The following is a 17,922-nucleotide window of genomic DNA, read 5'->3' as shown; positions in this document are numbered from 1 at the left end:
TGTAACTGATTTATTGTTTAGCTCTTCTTCGCTGCTTTGGGTGCCGCTGCTTTTTTTGCCGCGGGCTTTTTTGCTGCTGGCTTCTTGGCCGCGGGTTTTTTGTCCGCTACTTTCTTCTCTGCCGGTGCTTTTGCCACTGCTGCTTTCGCCGCTGGTTTCTTCGCGCCTCTTCCTGCCGGCCTGTCCGGTGTTTCTGCCGCCAGTTTCACCACTTCTTCGTAAGTCAATGATGCTGGCTCGGTGCCTTTCGGGATTTTTACATTCTTTTTTCCAAAAGCAATGTAAGGTCCATATTTACCATTAAGCACTTTTGCATCAGGATCTTCACTGAATTCTTTGATGGTCCTGTTGCTGTCGTTCAGGCGCTTTTCAGTGATAATTTCAACCAGCCTGTCTTCGGTAACCGCTATGGGATCATCCGTTCTGGCCAAAGAATAATATTTGCCGTCATGCTTCACATAAGGGCCGAATTTCCCAATGTTAACGATCAGCTCTTTTTCTTCATACAAACCTACTTCACGCGGAAGTTTGAAAAGTTCGAAAGCTTCGTCCAGCGTAATGTTCTCCATCAGCTGGCCTTTCATTAAACTGGCGAACTTTGGTTTTTCTTCATCCTCGGCATCGCCGATCTGCACATAAGGACCATATTTTCCGATTCTCACGGACACTTTTTTGCCCGTTGCAGGATCTTCACCAAGATCACGAGAGGTCAGGCTGCGATCAATCGCTTCCTCATTGGCCTCGGTAACCTTCTTTTGGAATGGTGTATAAAAGTTTTTGATCATCTGGCGCCATTCCAGCTGGCCGTCCGCTATATTGTCAAAGTCCTTCTCAACATTCGCTGTGAAAGAATAATCTATAATGTCATTGAAGTGGCTGACAAGGAAGTCGTTAACGACCATTCCGGTGCTTGTTGGAAACAGTTTTGCCTTTTCTGAACCGTATATTTCCTTGTTAACTTTCCCAACGATCTGATTGTTCGAAAGCGTCAGTTCTTTGAACTCGCGTTCGTTTCCCTGACGGTCTTCCTTTACAATGTATTCACGCCTTAAAATAGTAGAAATCGTAGGTGCGTATGTAGATGGACGTCCGATGCCCATTTCTTCCAGCTTTTTTACCAAACTTGCTTCCGTATAACGCGGCGGGTTTCGGGTAAAACGCTCCGTCGCCTTCATGTCTGCCAGGTTCAGGATCTGGTTAATGTTCAATGGAGGCAGCATTCCTTTTTGCTCTTCATCGCCTTCATCATCGCTGGATTCCAGGTATACTTTCAGGAAACCCTCAAATTTGATCACCTCACCTTGCGCAACAAGTTCTTCCGAAGTGGTGGATATAGAAATGGTTGCCGTTGTGCGTTCCAGTTGCGCATCTGACATTTGAGAAGCAATCGCACGCTTCCAGATCAGCTCGTACAAGCGCTGCTCATTCCGGTCGCTGCTGCCATTTAATGTTGAAAAATCAGTTGGCCTGATGGCTTCGTGAGCCTCCTGCGCCGATTCGTTTTTGGTCTTGAATATCCTTTTATTATAGTAATCCTGCCCGTATTCCTTCGTGATCTGAACCCTGGCTTTTTCCAATGCTTCCTCCGACAAATTTGTGGAGTCCGTTCTCATATAGGAAATCTTACCTGCTTCATAAAGCCGCTGTGCCACGGTCATGGTTTGCGCTACGGAAAAGCTCAGTTTTCTGGATGCTTCCTGTTGTAATGTAGAGGTTGTGAATGGCGGTGCGGGTGTTTTTTTAGCTGGTTTAACTTCAAGACTTTTGATAGAGAATTGTGCGCCAAGGCATTTTTCAAGAAATTTCATGGCATCGTCTTCCTGCGCAAAATTCTTGGCGAGTTCAGCATTTAAGACTTTCCCGTTTCCGAGATCAAAATGCGCGGTTACTTTAAAGCTGCTTTTGCTTCTGAAGGCATCAATTTCCCTTTCTCTTTCTACGATAATCCGGACTGCAACGGATTGCACACGGCCTGCTGAAAGGTTTGATTTTCCGATGCGTATTTTTTTCCAAAGCACAGGAGAAAGCTCATAACCTACAAGCCTGTCGAGGATCCTGCGTGCCTGCTGCGCATCTACAAGATCCACATCTATTATACGGGGTTTGGAAATCGCGTTTTGTAAAGCGGTTTTCGTAATCTCCCGGAACACAATTCTTTTGGTATCATCAGGCAACCCCAACGCTTCTTTCAAGTGCCACGAAATCGCCTCTCCTTCGCGGTCATCATCCGTTGCCAGCCAAACCTCTGCGCCTTTGGCCAGTTTTTTAAGCTCGGATATCACCTTGACTTTATCAGCTGAAATTTCGTAAGAAGGCTGGAAACCATGCTCTACATCCACGCCCATATCATGCTCCGGTAGGTCACGAACGTGCCCGAAACTTGACTTGACGGTGAAATCTGCTCCTAAATAACTTTCAATGGTTTTGGCCTTCGCCGGTGACTCTACGATCACCAGATTTTTTGACATAACTTTCGATTTAAGGGATCTTGTAGCACTTTGAATGTCCAAATATAGGGTACAATCCTACAAAAAATCAAAGCGCTGCCGAAAAGGTAGGTTAAAATCGCCGATAATACGGCAGCCCCGGTTACGCGTTTTTGAAATTATTTTCTAAATATCCTGACTGTAAGAACAAAAAGAATCAGGGCAAGGTTATCTAAATGCGTCCTTAGTATATAATGATGCTAAATAGGAGCGAAAAAGAGCGGGCAGGCCTCCGCATATGCTGTTAATTTGTATTTTCGCGTGTTTTAATAACAAAAATCTTCCCAATTCAAGAGGCGTATATTGAAAATTTTCACTATGAATATTTATAAGGACTACATTAAGGAGATTGAAGAAAGAGCAACCCAGGGACTTCACCCAAAGCCGATAGACGGCGCTGAATTGCTGGGCGAAATTATCGCGCAGATTAAAGATGTTCATAGCGAGCATCGCCAAGACTCTCTCAAATTTTTCATTTACAATACTTTACCCGGAACCACAAGCGCTGCCAGTGTAAAAGCGCGGTTTTTAAAAGAGATTATTCTCGGGGAATCCATACTAGAAGAAATTACGCCTGCTTTTGCATTTGAGTTGTTATCTCACATGAAAGGCGGCCCTTCCATTGAAGTATTACTTGACTTGGCTTTGGGCGATCACTACACCATTGCAAGACAAGCTGCTGAGGTCCTTAAAACACAAGTTTTCCTTTATGACGCAGATATTGACCGTTTAAAGGAAGCATTTAAGAACGATAACGAAGTTGCGAAGGAGATTATCAGGAGTTACGCACAGGCAGAGTTTTTTACAAAATTGCCGGAAGTGCCTGAGGAAATTCAAATCGTTACTTTTATTGCCGGCGAAGGCGACATTTCTACGGATCTGCTGTCTCCCGGGAACCAGGCGCATTCACGTTCAGACCGTGAATTACATGGCTTGTGTATGATTACGCCTCAGGCTCAGAACGAGATCAAGGCTTTGCAGGAAGAACATCCGGGCAAGAGCGTAATGCTGATTGCCGAGAAGGGCACAATGGGTGTTGGCTCATCCAGAATGTCGGGGGTGAACAACGTGGCTTTGTGGACTGGTAAACCAGCGAGCCCTTACATCCCGTTCGTCAATATCGCTCCGATCGTTGGTGGAACAAATGGCATTTCGCCGATTTTCCTTACAACTGTTGATGTTACGGGCGGCATTGGCATTGACCTGAAAAACTGGGTTAAAAAAGTGGATGAAAATGGGGCAATCGTTCGCAATGAAAATGGTGACCCTATTCTTGAAGAAGTTTACTCGGTTGCTACGGGCACTGTGCTTACCATTAATACAAGAACAAAAAAACTATATCATGGCGACCGCGAACTGATCGACATTTCGAAGGCGCTTACGCCTCAGAAAAAGGAATTTATCAGAGCTGGCGGTTCATATGCCATTGTATTTGGTAAAAAAATCCAGACGATCGCGTCAAAGATTCTGGGAATTGATATCCCGCTTGTATTTGCTCCTTCGAAGGAAATTTCGTACGAAGGACAAGGCCTTACTGCGGTTGAAAAAATATTTAACAGAAATGCGGTTGGCATTACGCCGGGCAAAGTGTTGCACGCCGGTTCGGATGTTCGTGTTGAAGTAAATATCGTAGGATCGCAGGATACTACGGGCCTTATGACTGCTCAGGAATTGGAGTCGATGGCTGCAACAACAATTTCGCCAATCGTTGACGGTGCTTATCAGTCTGGCTGCCACACGGCTTCCGTTTGGGATAAAAAGGCGCAGGCGAACATTCCGAAACTCATGAAATTCATGAATGATTTCGGCTTGATTACCGCCCGCGATCCGAAAGGTGAATATCACGCCATGACGGACGTGATACACAAAGTGCTTAATGATATTACGATCGACGAATGGGCGATCATCATCGGTGGTGATTCGCACACAAGAATGTCCAAAGGTGTTGCGTTCGGTGCTGATTCTGGAACTGTTGCGCTTGCATTGGCAACGGGTGAAGCTTCCATGCCGATCCCTGAATCAGTTAAGGTAACTTTCAAAGGTGACATGAAGGATCACATGGATTTCCGTGATGTGGTTCATGCGACGCAGGCACAAATGCTTCAAAAATTTGGTGGTGAAAATGTTTTTCAGGGCAGGATCATCGAGGTGCATTTAGGAACGCTTCCGGCTGATCAGGCTTTCACATTCACCGACTGGACCGCAGAAATGAAGGCGAAAGCTTCCATCTGTATTTCCGAGGACGACACATTGATCCAATCACTGGAAATTGCAAAAAGCAGAATCCAGATCATGATCGATAAAGGCATGGAGAATCACAAACAGGTTCTGCAGGGATTGATCAATAAAGCGGACAAGCGAATTGCTGAGATTAAGTCAGGTGAAAAACCTGCGTTGGTTCCGGACGCAAATGCAAAATATTACGCCGAAGTCGTGATCGACTTGGATGTGATCGTGGAGCCTATGATTGCGGATCCTGATGTTAATAACAAAGATGTTTCCAAGCGTTACACGCACGATACGATTCGCGCGCTCTCTTTTTATGGAGAGGATAAAAAAGTCGATCTGGGTTTTGTGGGCTCGTGTATGGTTCATAAGGGAGATTTGAAAATTGTTTCTCAAATGCTCAGGAATCTGGAAGAGCAACAAGGCAAGGTTGAATTCCGTGCACCGCTTGTGGTGGCGGCACCTACCTATAATATCGTAGAAGAGCTTAAAAATGAAGGTGACTGGGATGTCTTGCAGAAATACTCAGGCTTCGAATTTAATGACAGTGCTCCGAAAGTTGCAGCACGCACCGAATACGAAAACATGATGTATCTGGAACGTCCCGGCTGTAACCTGTGCATGGGTAACCAGGAAAAGGCTGCCAAAGGTGATACGGTTCTCGCAACATCCACCCGCCTTTTCCAGGGAAGGGTCGTTGAAGATTCGGATCGTAAAAAAGGAGAGTCCTTGCTTGCATCCACACCAGTTGTTGTTTTGTCTGCAATCCTTGGGCGAATTCCCAATTTAGATGAATACAAAGCAGCTGTGGTCGGCATTGACCTTACCAAGTTCGCACCTCCTGTCAAACAATTGAGCAGGTAGTTACTACTGGCACAGTTGTTGACGCTTGTGCATGTATTAGCATTAATTCCAATTACTATGGCTTTTGACTTAGAGATGATTAAGGGCGTTTACGCCCGCATGCAGGAAAGAGTAGAAGCTGCTCGTAAAATTGAAGGGCGGCCTTTAACTCTGGCAGAAAAGATTTTATATTCCCATTTGTGGGAAGGGACGCCGACGCAAGTATACGAACGCGGCAAATCTTACGTAGATTTTGCTCCGGACCGTGTGGCCATGCAGGACGCGACGGCCCAGATGGCGCTTTTGCAATTCATGCAGGCCGGAAGGCCGCAAGTAGCGGTTCCTTCTACGGTGCATTGCGATCACTTGATCCAGGCAGAAGTCGGAGCGACGCAGGATTTGAAAAATGCGGTTGATAAGAACAAAGAAGTCTACGATTTCCTTTCTTCCGTTTCCAATAAATACGGCTTAGGCTTTTGGAGAGCAGGAGCGGGTATCATTCACCAGGTTGTGCTTGAAAACTACGCGTTTCCGGGCGGTATGATGATCGGAACGGACTCACATACGCCTAATGCGGGTGGTTTGGGAATGATCGCGATTGGTGTGGGCGGTGCTGATGCCAGTGATGTGATGTCAGGACTCGCATGGGAGCTTAAAATGCCACGTTTGATCGGCGTTAAATTGACTGGAAAGCTGAGTGGGTGGACTGCTGCCAAGGACGTAATTCTTTGGGTTGCAGGACAGTTGACTGTAAAAGGCGGAACAGGATATGTCGTTGAATACTTTGGTGATGGTGCAGAAAGCATTTCAGCAACGGGTAAGGCCACAATATGCAACATGGGTGCCGAAATCGGAGCAACGACTTCTATTTTCGCTTATGACGCAAGAAGCGCGGCTTATCTGAGAGCAACTGAGAGAGCTGAAATTGCAGATGCTGCGGACAGCATTAAAGAATATTTGCGATCTGATGACGAGATTTATGCAGATCCTGCAACCTATTTTGATCAACTGATCGAATTGGATCTTTCTACATTAGAACCGCATGTGAATGGACCTTTCACACCGGATTTGGCGTGGCCGCTTTCTAAATTCGCGACAGCGGTGAGAGAAAACGGCTGGCCGGAAGTGCTTTCGGTTGGATTGATCGGTTCATGCACCAATTCAAGTTATGAAGATGTAAGCCGCGCGGCGTCACTGGCGCAGCAGGCTGTTGATAAAAAATTGACGGTAAGCTCAGAATATACCATTACGCCGGGTTCCGAACTCGTTCGCTATACGGTGGAACGGGATGGTTATCTGGATACATTTGCTCACATCGGCGGTGTTGTTTTGGCGAATGCTTGCGGACCATGTATCGGTCAGTGGGCGCGTCACGGTGCTGAAAAAGGGGAGAAAAACTCCATTATCACATCATTCAACCGAAATTTCTCGAAACGTGCGGATGGTAACCCTAATACGCACTCATTCGTTGCTTCTCCTGAAATCGTAACGGCGTTGGCGATTGCTGGCCGCCTTACTTTTGATCCGCGTACAGACAAGCTCATCAATTCAGAGGGTGTTGAAGTAATGCTGGACGAACCAAGTGGTTTGGAGCAGCCTGTGAGAGGATATGCAGTAGAAGATGCTGGTTATCAGGCTCCTGCGTCAGATCCTAGCCAGGTTCAGGTTTTGGTAAGCCCCACTTCGGATCGCTTGCAGTTGCTTGAACCATTTGCAGCTTGGGAAGGGACAGATCTGAAAGGTTTGAAACTCCTTATTAAGGCAAAAGGAAAATGTACAACGGACCATATTTCAATGGCAGGCCCGTGGTTGAAATACCGGGGACACCTTGATAATATCTCCAACAACATGTTGATCGGGGCGGTTAACTACTATAATGAGAAAACCAACACCATTAAGAATCAACTGACAAATCAATATGCGGAAGTTCCGGCGGTGCAGCGTGATTACAAAGCACATGGCATCGGAACGATCGTTGTGGGAGATGAAAATTACGGAGAAGGATCATCCCGCGAGCATGCCGCAATGGAGCCACGTTTCCTTGGTGTTCGAGCCATTTTAACCAAATCCTTTGCGCGTATCCACGAAACGAACCTGAAAAAGCAGGGAATGCTTGCATTAACGTTTGCCTACACAGCCGACTACGATAAAATTCAGGAAGATGATTCAATTGATATCCTCGGATTGGAAACATTCGCAGAAGGCCAGCCGCTAACAATCGTTTTGCATCACATTGACGGTACAAACGAAGAATTTCCGGTGAACCATACTTACAACGAGCAGCAGATTGAATGGTTCAAAGCAGGTTCTGCATTGAATATCATCCGCAGATCGGTTGGAGCAGCGTAGTTGTTGAGAATAGTATATAATGCAAAAAACTCCTGCGAAGGAGTTTTTTGCATTTAAAGGCATGTGGTTAACCCAGCATTCTTGCCTTTTGCCGTGTATAGGACTGAATAAAAAAGATGAACATTCCCATCATGATCGACACGTCGGCCATATTAAAAATGCCGGTTTGGAAAAAACCCAGGTTAATATGCAGAAAATCGGTTACTGATCCGTGAACGAGCCGGTCGTAAATGTTGCCGATCCCGCCGCCAATTGCGAAGCTAAGCGCCAGCGCGCTCATGAGCGTGAGGTTCCGCTTCATTAATATGTAAGCAACGCCAAAAAAGAGTACTATCAACGGAATAACGGATAGCAGAATCACTTTCAGCGTGTGCGGAAGTCCGCTGCCGATGCTCAGAAATGCTCCGGTGTTTTCCACATAAGTTATTGTTACGATGTCTTCTACAACGCTGATCGTCTGATAAAACCCCACATTTTTACGGATCACATTTTTCGAGATCTGGTCGCAGCCGATGTTGGCAATGAGTATCAGAAAAATAGAGATGTTCCTGACCAGCCGATCCGATTTTATTTCAAACATTTATTTTGACAAAGATTTAATGGATGCAACTTTCACTTCCTTGAATTCCACTTCCGAGCCTTCCGCCTGTAAAGCAATTTGTCCCTTCTGCGCTGTTGCATTATAACCATAATTAACCATCACTCCGTTCAGCCACACCTTAATTGAATTTTTTACGCATTCGATCGTCATTGAATTCCATTCGCCGAGCGGTTTTTCGGTTCCATCAGTCAGGTTGGGGATTCTTCTTAATTTGTCACCATTGACACCCCATTTTTCCTTTGGGCCGCGCCTTTTTTCCATATCAGGCACCGTAATGTCCTCCTGGATACACCAGAAATCCCCGGCATTCTGATTCATCATTTGAACCTCGATTGATTTGGGGAACATTTCATAAAGTGCACGGGGCGTTGAAACGAAAACCAGCGCACCGCAATTGCCCGGCTTGCCCGCGAAACGATACTGAAAAGTCAAGCGGAAATTTTCATATTGATCGTCGGTAATCAAATGCCCGCCCGGCGTTCCCAAACTTACCAATAAGCCATTGCGTACAATAAATGGCGTTTTCAAAGCCGGATCCTTATCCATATCGGGAACATCAATGTGCCAGCCTTTCAAGTCTTTGCCATTAAAAAGTGTTTTCGTCTGGCTCTGGGATTGGTGGGAAATGCTAAGCAAAAGCAGGCACAGGGACAAAAGTATTTGTTTCATCAATAAGGTTATTTCAGGTTTGGATATCATTTAGAACGGAAAAATTAAGCAATTATCAGCTGAGTGCAATCATCCCCGTATTAAATGTAGAAGATTAAGATTAAATTGAACGCTTCCATTTTGATATCATCGCTGCTATGAAAAAACTTTTTTACCTGTGCACGCTTCCATTTTTTGTGAATTATGCTTTTGCGCAAAAGATCAACTATGAAGTTTCATTCCCCAATCTCGTCCATCACGAAGCTAACGTTGCTGTGACGGTTACCGATGCACCGCAGAAGGAATTGACATTTCGCATGAGCCGTTCTTCACCCGGCCGTTATGCCACGCATGAGTACGGAAAGAATGTTTATGATGTAAAGGCTTTGGACAGAGCAGGTCAGGAAATTGCGGTTCAGCGTGTTGATGGCGATGTGTATAAAGTTTCGGGATTGAATGGTTTTGTAAAAGTGCAATACACGCTTTATGCCAATCACGCCGACGGAACTTACGCAGGCTTGGATCAGAATAGCATTCATTTGAATGCGCCAGCGACTTTTTTGTGGGTAAGGGAATTGCAGAAAGCACCTATCGAGGTAAAATTTAATTTACCGAAGGAAGGCCAATGGACCATTGCCACACAACTTAAACCAGGGGCGCAGCCAAACACATTCAGCGCGTCGGATCTGCAATATTTCATGGACTCGCCGATCAAGATCGGGAAACTCACCATAAAGGAATGGACGTTGAGTAACCCGGATAAAACGCCCGCTAAATTAAGGCTGGCGCTTGAAATTACGGGAAACGACTCATTAGCAGATGGTTTTGCTGCTAAAATCAAACGCATTACACAGGAAAGCCAGATGATTTACGGCGAGTTCCCGGCTTTTGATTTCAGGCAGTATACATTTTTGGCCAGCATAAATCCTTATGTGAAAGGAGATGGAATGGAGCACCGCAACAGTACAATGATCGCCCTTCCTGTTGCATTCAATGGCGGTAACGAATTGTTGGGTGTATTTTCTCATGAATTTTTTCACGCCTGGAACGTAGAGCGCATCCGTCCGAAAACACTCGAACCATTCGATTTTGAAAAGAGCAACATGAGCTTCGAGCTTTGGTTCGCAGAGGGTTTTACCCAATATTATGGTGACCTGATCTTGGCGCGGGCGGGTTTCATGTCGCCCGAGGAATACTGTCAGGAGTTGAGTTTCTTGGTGAATACCAAAGAAAATACAGCCGGTGCGAAGCGAATTTCTCCTGTTCAGGCCAGTAACAATGCGGTTTTTGTTGATGCGGGTGTATCCATTGACAAAACCAATTATCCCAACATTTACACTTCATACTATCCTTACGGCGCTTCCATTGCACTGGCGCTGGATCTGCAATTGCGTACACGTGGATTGACTCTGGACGGATATATGCAAGCCGTTTGGCGGAAACACGGAAAGCCGGAAGTGGCTTACCAGGTGAGCGATTTGCAGGACGTGCTGGTTACTTATAGTAAAGACAAAGCTTTTGCAGAAGGTTTTTTTGCAAAATATATCAATGGTTATGAGTCGTTCGATTACGCGCCGTTGCTCCAAATGGCGGGATTAACATTGAAAAAGGAGTTTGCTGGCAAGGCTTGGATCGGCGACGTTCGTTACAAGGAGGGAACGGAGCTTACCATTTTGTCCAACACCATCATTGATTCACCTTTATACATTGCGGGACTGGACATTGACGACAAGATTCTGAAACTGGGCGGCAAAGCAGTGGCAACGCAGGCGGAGTTAACCGCTATTCTCAATGCGCACAAGCCTGGCGAACAAATTGCCGTCGAATATAGCCATCGCGAAAACGTCAAACTGGGGATGATCACATTGGTAGAAAATCCAAAATGGGTCGTGCAAACGAACGAAACTGCCAGCTTGCCGGTAACCGAGGAAATGAAAAAATTCCGCAAAGATTGGCTAGGGGGTAAGATTAAGTAAATAGTTGTGAGTTTTTAAAGCAAAAAAGCCGAAGCTTAGCTCCGGCTTTTTTGCTTTTTGAGAGGTTAGCTATTGAGCAATTAGCAGTTTTCTAACATCCGTTGTTTTACCATTTTTAATTTGAATTAAATAGATGCCGGCCGGAGCATTCGGCAGCTTGATTTTCTCGTCATGCGTCCCATTTCCTTTCACTTTGGACGTATGCCAAACCCTTCCACGAATATCGGTAACCGTGATGGTTCCTTCGTCGTCATTGGAAAGACTGAACTTCGCATTGAATTCGCCCGGCGATGGGTTAGGGAATACATTCAGGCGTTCGTCCGGCCCTGCCAACTTGAACAAGTTTTCAGGCACACCCATTCTAGCATTTGATCCTGAGTTTGTTACGCAAAGTTTATCCTGCCGGATGCTGGGGCCATTCAATCCCTGAATGCGGACTGTGTTGTTGCCAGCGGCAAGCGTTATATTAAAGACCACTTCGCGGAAAACAATGTTCCAGGTATGCGTGGCGGGAACATTAGTGGAAGCGATAGCCGTATTGCCATTGACCGAGATTGCAATATTAGGGGTTGAGCTCGCAGAGTAGCGTAGTTTAAGCTGATAAACTCCCGCACTTGGCACCCCATTTACAGCGTAATCCACGTAGTGATTGTAATCCTCTTTAACTCCTCTGGTGCTGCCGTTGGAAGCATTCGGATCGCCGGTAGTGGCGCCGTTCCCGCTTTGATTCTCAGATTCGAGGCAGAGGCTGAAATTACCGCCCACAGGTGGATTGCAGTTGGTAATGGTTAAAGTTACCGTTGCCGTTTTGTCCGCACAGCCACCTTTGGAAGCTTTTACGGTGTAAGTGTAAGAGCCGTTTGCACCCGGAGCTGTAATGTTAATCGAGCTTCCCGTTTGATTAATGCCGTTTCCGCTCCACGTGTAAGTGACGCCTGCGCAATCTGCTCCTGTGCAGCCGGACGATAATGTGACATTTGCCAAACAAGCCGGAGCTGTATTCGAAGCACTAGCCGTAATGTCAAAAGCACAAGTTGGCTGCGAGTTGGCCACCTGGATGTTCACATTCACTGTCTTACTCGCACAGCCGTTTTTGGAAGCGGTTAGCGTATAAGTGTAGCTTCCTGGGGCAGCTGGTGCATTGATATTGGCCGTTGCGCCTGATGCATTGGCGCCATTGCCTGTCCATGCGTAAGAAACGCTTCCGCAATCGCCGCCTGTGCAATTAGCATTGAAACTGATCTGCTCCTGCGGTGCATATGTTCCTTTGTTGGCACTTGGCGCAAGGTTGAAATTACAAGTTGGCTCCTGCGGATTCTGGCCGCCAGGACCCGTCACGCATATTTTATCCTGCCGAATGCTGTATCCGGGCAATCCCTGGATCCGGAGCGTATTGTTGCCCTGGTTAAGCGTCACATTAAATGTTTCCTCACGCCAAACAATGTTCCAGGAGTAAGTAGGAGGGAAATTGGCCGATGGCAACACCACATTTCCATTCACCGAGAAACTTCCCTGTGCGGCGCCATTGGCATAATAACGAACCTTCACCTGATGTGGTCCGGTCGCTTTTACGCCGTTGATTGCGTAGTCGACATAATGGTTGTAATTATCTTTCTCACCTCTTGTGCTGCCGTTGGAAGCATTCGGGTCACCGGTAATAGCACCGTTTCCATTTTGACTCTCAGCTTCCAGACAGGCGCTGAAAGGATCATTGCCAACAGGCGGCGTGCAATTGGTAATGTTTAATGTTACCGTTGCCGTTTTGTCCGCGCATCCACTTTTGGAAGCTTTAACGGTGTAGGTGTAAGAACCGTTTGCGCCCGGAGCCGTGATGTTAATCGAGGTTCCCGTTTGATTAATGCCGTTTCCGCTCCACGTGTAAGTGACGCCCGAGCAATCTGCTCCTGTGCAGCCGGACGATAATGTGACATTTGCCGAACAAGCCGGAGCTGTATTGGAAGCGCTAGCCGTAATGTCGAAAGCACAAGTTGGCTGCGAATTGGCCACCTGGATGGTCACATTCACTGTCTTACTCGCGCAGCCGTTTTTGGAAGCGGTTAGCGTATAAGTGTAGCTTCCTGGGGCAGCTGGTGCATTGATATTGGCCGTTGCGCCTGATGCATTGGCACCATTGCCTGTCCATGCGTAAGAAACGCTTCCGCAATCGCCGCCTGTGCAATTAGCATTGAAACTGATCTGCTCCTGCGGCGCGTAAGTTCCTTTGTTGGCACTTGGCGCAAGGTTGAAATTACAAGTTGGCTCCTGCGGATTCTGGCCGCCAGGACCCGTCACGCATATTTTATCCTGACGAATGCTGTATCCGGGCAATCCCTGGATCCGGAGCGTATTGTTGCCCTGGTTAAGCGTCACATTAAATGTTTCCTCACGCCAAACAATGTTCCAGGAGTAAGTAGGAGGGAAATTGGCCGATGGCAACACCACATTTCCATTCACCGAGAAACTGCCCTGTGCGGCGCCATTGGCATAATAACGAACCTTCACCTGATGTGCTCCGGTCGCTTTTACGCCGTTGATTACGTAGTCGACATAATGGTTGTAATTATCTTTCTCACCTCTTGTGCTGCCGTTGGAAGCATTCGGATCACCGGTAATGGCACCGTTTCCGTTTTGACTCTCAGCTTCCAGACAGGCGCTGAAAGGATCATTGCCAACAGGCGGCGTGCAATTGGTAATGTTTAATGTTACCATTGCCGTTTTGTCGGCGCATCCGCTTTTGGAAGCTTTTACGGTGTAAGTGTAAGAGCCGTTTGCGCCCGGAGCTGTGATGTTAATCGAGGTTCCCGTTTGATTAATGCCGTTTCCGCTCCACGTGTAAGTGACGCCCGCGCAATCTGCTCCTGTGCAGCCGGACGATAATGTGACATTTGCCGAACAAGCGGGGCTTATATTGGAAGCATTTGCCGTGATCTCAAAAGCACAGGACGACTGGCCGTTGCACCCGCCATCCATCATGGGACAGAAGTAGGTGTCCAGCCAGGCCAACCGTTGTGTAATGTAATTGTTCACATAGGCCAGCCCGCCCGACCGGTTGGGACCACCGTAATTATCTTGCGAAACCGCAGCATCGCGCTCGTAAATAAGATTGGAATTCAGTAGATTATAGTTCGATTGGAAGCGGTTTTTCAAGTTGGCTTCTGTCAATAAATTCTGTCTGAGCTGGAAATAACGGGTTGCGAGTTTGTTCTTGAAACCGTCCGGGTTCGTGCGGAAGAGCTTTTTGAAAAGGCCATTTTGCCGGTCTCCCTGGGTCTTGTTGCTGCGCACTCCATCCGGGAAATAGCCCCAGGCTCCATCGAGATCCCACGGGATAAAAAACCAGGGCTGCCCCTGATCGTAACGGCCGATAAAATAATTTTTCTCCATGTTGTCCTCCACCGACAGCAGGTTCAGAAAAATAAAGTAGTCGATCACATTTTCCTGCTTGAACAAGTTCCAGATATTGGCCTTGAAATCGGCATCTGACGATTCTATAACGGCTTTCAACAGGTTATGATGGTTATTCCAATCGCTATAATCGGGATATTCCAGTTCCCAGCTCTGCCAATCTTCTGACCCGGGCGCAGGCTTTGCTACACCAATTCCCTCCCACGCGGCCGACAGGGACCAGTCATCTGCTTTGAATAACTCACCTCTCGTTACATCGCCGTCATTCTTTTTCAGCTGCAACTGCTTGCGGTCCATATCCTCACCGATCATATACACACCTTTATATGATTTGTTCATGAAGACTTCCACATATTTGGTCCGGATGGACGAAAATGCGGAAGGTTCAGATGCCGCATAATAGAGCTTGTGCATGTCGATCCAGAGATTGTGGGATACATTGTTTGTAGACCTCAACTCTTCATTCCACATTCCAAAAAACAGCCAGCGCTTATCGCTTCTTAATCCCAGGATGGATTCATCCTTATTTTTGCCCTGGGCATCCTTGAACTGGACCCTGTAATTTTTTTTCGGGAAAAAAGATGAGCTGTTACCCCTTATGCGTATCGCCATGTTGGAAATCAGCGGGGTAGTTGTTGATTCGGCAATGGATATCCCACCCGGAATTTCTTCTTCGAGGTTGATCTGAGACGGATCAGGCACTTCCAGGTTTACCAGAGGCAGCTGGGTAAAGTACAGAGAATATTGCTGGCCACCATTGGTGATCAAGTACTTAACACCGTGTGAAAGTGTTGAAATGTTGCCAGGGAAAGTAAAAACCTTCGCCCCGAACTGCATTTGAATGGGCGAGCCTGTAATTTGAGAAGGATTTGGCAGTTGATTGCAAACGATCATCTTGCGCCCCTCGTCAATGTAAAATCTGTAATTGTCGGCGGGGATCTGTGCATGGACGCATAAACATTGCAGCCAGAAAAGGGTCAGGTAAAAGAGGTTTCTCATGACGTATTATTTTTGTGTGATAAACACCGCCCAATATCAGGAGAGTGCATATCAAACTTAATATATTTATACGCCACAGCCTTACCGAATAATAACTGGAAGTGACCGATAGTTCATCACTTTTTAGTCAAAATTCACATATTGTAGAAATCGTTTAACAGCCTTAATAGAATGATTTTAGCCCCAATTCCAAATATTCCCAACCCCATCGTCACTGGATATTTTGACGCCTGAACTATTGTTTTTCGGATAGATATTTCCAATATCGTTTGGGCACGTGGCGAATGTGAAGTTTCATGTTCTTCCTCGCCGGAATGTTCACGCTTCGGAAGTAATCTTTCCATAGCAAAGCATAAAGTTCTTCTTTCGGATCCAAAACATTTGCAGGCAGCGCATTAAGCGCCGGCGACATTTCCGCAGTAAAGTCAAATGTAATTTCCTCGACTTTTTCAAGATCGTAAAACAATCCGTACTTTCTCTTCAAGTCATAGATAATCCACTTTTGATCGGCGTAGCGATTTTTGAAATGATCAATAAGCAGCGGGAGGACATTGAAGTCAGGCTCGATATGGGCGTAAAAAATCTCGTCTGCGGTTTTCTGAAAACGGATGAATGCTTCCATCCGATGTTTTTCACGATGGACTTTATGGCTCATCTGAGAAATTTCCAAAACATAACGGTTTCCAAAATTCGCTTCTGCTCCGCGCGCATTATCAATGATATAGCGTATGAATTCAAACAGATCCTGATAAGTGGCAGGCTGCTCGGAAAGGAAAGATTTGTAAATTGATTTCATCCAGTTGCTATCCAATTTCCCGGCCAAACCTTTCCAAACGCGGTTCGCCTTGACATCATCACTGATGACATTGAACGCTTCCTTAAAAACATCAGGCACATAATGCACCTGGCTGACGATTTTTACGTCCCCGGATTTTTTCTGATAACAATCAAAAACAGCAGTAAGCAAACCCTCTAAACTCCCGTCGAACACGAATATTTCCATCAGAAAATAGAAAGCTGGTTTTTGGGTGTCTTGTTGTATTTACTGCTGCTTTCGGATAAAATTAACCCTTTAATGTGCCCGGCCTCGTAGTCGCGGAGCTGCAAAGGGCTATCGGCGTATCTTATAAAATGTTTAGCCTTATTAAATGAAATACCGATCTTTTTCAGTTGATCCTGATGCAACCTTCCGAATTTTCTGGCCTGCACAATCTTCAATGCGGAAGCCACGCCAATGCCAGGAACGCGCATGATCATTTTGTAATCGGCAGTGTTTACGTCAACAGGGAATTGTTCAAGATGCCTTAATGCCCAACTTAATTTTGGGTCAATGTCAACTTCCAGATTAGGATGCGCATCATTCAAAATCTCTTTAATGTCAAAACCGTAAAATCGCATGAGCCAGTCCGTTTGGTATAAGCGATTTTCCCTGATTAAGGGTGGTTGAGAGCCTATTATGGGCAATCGTGAATCGTTACTGATGGGAATGTAGCCGGAATAGTAGACTCTTTTCAAGGAAAAATTCTTGTAAAAACTATCCGCCATATGCATGACTTCCTTATCCGATTCAGGCGTTGCGCCAATGACCATTTGTGTACTCTGTCCGGCAGGAACAAACTTTGGAACTGCCTTTATAAGGGCCTTCTCGTCCGAAAACTGGGTAATGGTTTGCTGAATATAGCCGAGCGGTTTCTTCACATCTTCATGTGATTTTTCCGGGGCGAGTAATTTTAAGCCCGACTCTGTCGGCATTTCCAGGTTAATGCTCATGCGGTCTGCGTACAAACCCGCTTCCTTCAACAATTCTTCGCTGGCGCCCGGGATTGTTTTCAAGTGGATATATCCGTTGAACCGCTGCTCATTCCGAAGTTTTTTCACAATCCGAACGAGGCGTTCCATTGTGTAATCGGCATTTTTGAAGATGCCTGAGCTCAGAAAAAGGCCTTCGATATAATTACGGCGATAGAAATTCATCGTCAGTTCAACCACCTCGTCAACCGAAAAAGCAGCGCGTTTTACATCATTGCTACGGCGGGAAACGCAGAATGCGCAATCATAGATGCAATGGTTGGTCAGCAAAATTTTAAGGAGCGAAACACATCGGCCGTCCTCTGTGTAAGTGTGGCAAATTCCCGTTCCCTCTGCATCGCCTAAACCTTTATTCTCATTTTTCCTATTACTGCCACTGGATGAGCAAGATACGTCGTACTTTGCTGCATCCGCCAAAATTTCCAACTTTTCACGAATCCTCTCGAACATAGAATTTTTTCCAATAAGTTGTCCTGCACTAAAATATTGTGAAGTACTAACCAGTTATAACAACGATATTTGCGTTATGATAGTGCAATATAGTATCAAAACTTTGATACTAATAAGATCTTTAATAATA

At 46.1% G+C, this 17,922-nt stretch carries 9 protein-coding genes; 3 read left to right on the top strand and 6 right to left on the bottom strand.

Features of this window, described 5'->3' with window-relative positions:
- Positions 1-17: 17 nt before the first annotated feature.
- On the bottom strand, positions 18-2,468 hold the full coding sequence (gene topA / locus NFI81_RS07525) for a type I DNA topoisomerase (protein WP_234613134.1): 2,451 nt from the start codon (positions 2,466-2,468) through the stop codon (positions 18-20).
- 336 nt (positions 2,469-2,804) lie between these two features.
- Between topA and NFI81_RS07520 the strand changes: the two genes are divergently transcribed.
- Positions 2,805-5,576 (top strand): bifunctional aconitate hydratase 2/2-methylisocitrate dehydratase, encoded by a 2,772-nt coding sequence (locus tag NFI81_RS07520; protein ID WP_234613135.1) that lies wholly within the window; start codon positions 2,805-2,807, stop codon positions 5,574-5,576.
- 57 nt (positions 5,577-5,633) lie between these two features.
- On the top strand, positions 5,634-7,904 hold the full coding sequence (locus NFI81_RS07515) for an aconitate hydratase (protein ID WP_234613136.1): 2,271 nt from the start codon (positions 5,634-5,636) through the stop codon (positions 7,902-7,904).
- 67 nt (positions 7,905-7,971) lie between these two features.
- Here NFI81_RS07515 and lspA read toward each other — a convergent pair whose 3' ends face one another.
- Both lspA and NFI81_RS07505 read right to left on the bottom strand, forming a co-directional pair.
- Positions 7,972-8,484, bottom strand: coding sequence for a signal peptidase II (gene lspA / locus NFI81_RS07510; RefSeq protein WP_234613137.1), 513 nt, complete (start codon positions 8,482-8,484; stop codon positions 7,972-7,974).
- A complete protein-coding gene (locus NFI81_RS07505) occupies positions 8,485-9,174 on the bottom strand; it encodes a 3-keto-disaccharide hydrolase (RefSeq protein WP_234613138.1) in 690 nt (229 codons plus the stop codon).
- A 137-nt stretch (positions 9,175-9,311) separates the two neighbouring features.
- On the opposite strand from NFI81_RS07505, the gene NFI81_RS07500 reads away from it, so the two are divergent.
- Positions 9,312-11,129, top strand: a complete 1,818-nt coding sequence (locus NFI81_RS07500; RefSeq protein ID WP_234613139.1) for a M61 family metallopeptidase — start codon at positions 9,312-9,314, stop codon at positions 11,127-11,129.
- 69 nt (positions 11,130-11,198) lie between these two features.
- Here the strand turns inward: NFI81_RS07500 and NFI81_RS07495 are convergent, their stop codons facing one another.
- From NFI81_RS07495 to NFI81_RS07485, 3 genes are all read right to left on the bottom strand, one after another.
- Positions 11,199-15,533 (bottom strand): CotH kinase family protein, encoded by a 4,335-nt coding sequence (locus NFI81_RS07495; protein WP_234613141.1) that lies wholly within the window; start codon positions 15,531-15,533, stop codon positions 11,199-11,201.
- A gap of 235 nt (positions 15,534-15,768) precedes the next feature.
- On the bottom strand, positions 15,769-16,536 hold the full coding sequence (locus NFI81_RS07490) for a TIGR03915 family putative DNA repair protein (protein ID WP_234613142.1): 768 nt from the start codon (positions 16,534-16,536) through the stop codon (positions 15,769-15,771).
- On the bottom strand, positions 16,536-17,792 hold the full coding sequence (locus tag NFI81_RS07485) for a putative DNA modification/repair radical SAM protein (protein ID WP_234613143.1): 1,257 nt from the start codon (positions 17,790-17,792) through the stop codon (positions 16,536-16,538). Before NFI81_RS07485 ends, NFI81_RS07490 begins: the two co-directional genes overlap by 1 nt.
- Between the last annotated feature and the right edge of the window lie 130 nt (positions 17,793-17,922).

Origin of the sequence: Dyadobacter fanqingshengii (assembly GCF_023822005.2) — a bacterium.
GTDB classification, from domain to species: domain Bacteria; phylum Bacteroidota; class Bacteroidia; order Cytophagales; family Spirosomataceae; genus Dyadobacter; species Dyadobacter fanqingshengii.
The sequence above is the reverse complement of the archived record's forward strand: the minus strand, read 5'-3'. Positions and strand labels throughout refer to the sequence as shown.

What these genes read in the sequence shown, in the direction of transcription:
- topA (WP_234613134.1), bottom strand. Translation starts at nt 2,468, where the DNA reads ATGTCAAAAAATCTGGTGATCGTAGAGTCACCGGCGAAGGCCAAAACC.
- NFI81_RS07520 (WP_234613135.1), top strand. Translation starts at nt 2,805, where the DNA reads ATGAATATTTATAAGGACTACATTAAGGAGATTGAAGAAAGAGCAACC.
- NFI81_RS07515 (WP_234613136.1), top strand. Translation starts at nt 5,634, where the DNA reads ATGGCTTTTGACTTAGAGATGATTAAGGGCGTTTACGCCCGCATGCAG.
- lspA (WP_234613137.1), bottom strand. Translation starts at nt 8,484, where the DNA reads ATGTTTGAAATAAAATCGGATCGGCTGGTCAGGAACATCTCTATTTTT.
- NFI81_RS07505 (WP_234613138.1), bottom strand. Translation starts at nt 9,174, where the DNA reads ATGAAACAAATACTTTTGTCCCTGTGCCTGCTTTTGCTTAGCATTTCC.
- NFI81_RS07500 (WP_234613139.1), top strand. Translation starts at nt 9,312, where the DNA reads ATGAAAAAACTTTTTTACCTGTGCACGCTTCCATTTTTTGTGAATTAT.
- NFI81_RS07495 (WP_234613141.1), bottom strand. Translation starts at nt 15,533, where the DNA reads ATGAGAAACCTCTTTTACCTGACCCTTTTCTGGCTGCAATGTTTATGC.
- NFI81_RS07490 (WP_234613142.1), bottom strand. Translation starts at nt 16,536, where the DNA reads ATGGAAATATTCGTGTTCGACGGGAGTTTAGAGGGTTTGCTTACTGCT.
- NFI81_RS07485 (WP_234613143.1), bottom strand. Translation starts at nt 17,792, where the DNA reads ATGTTCGAGAGGATTCGTGAAAAGTTGGAAATTTTGGCGGATGCAGCA.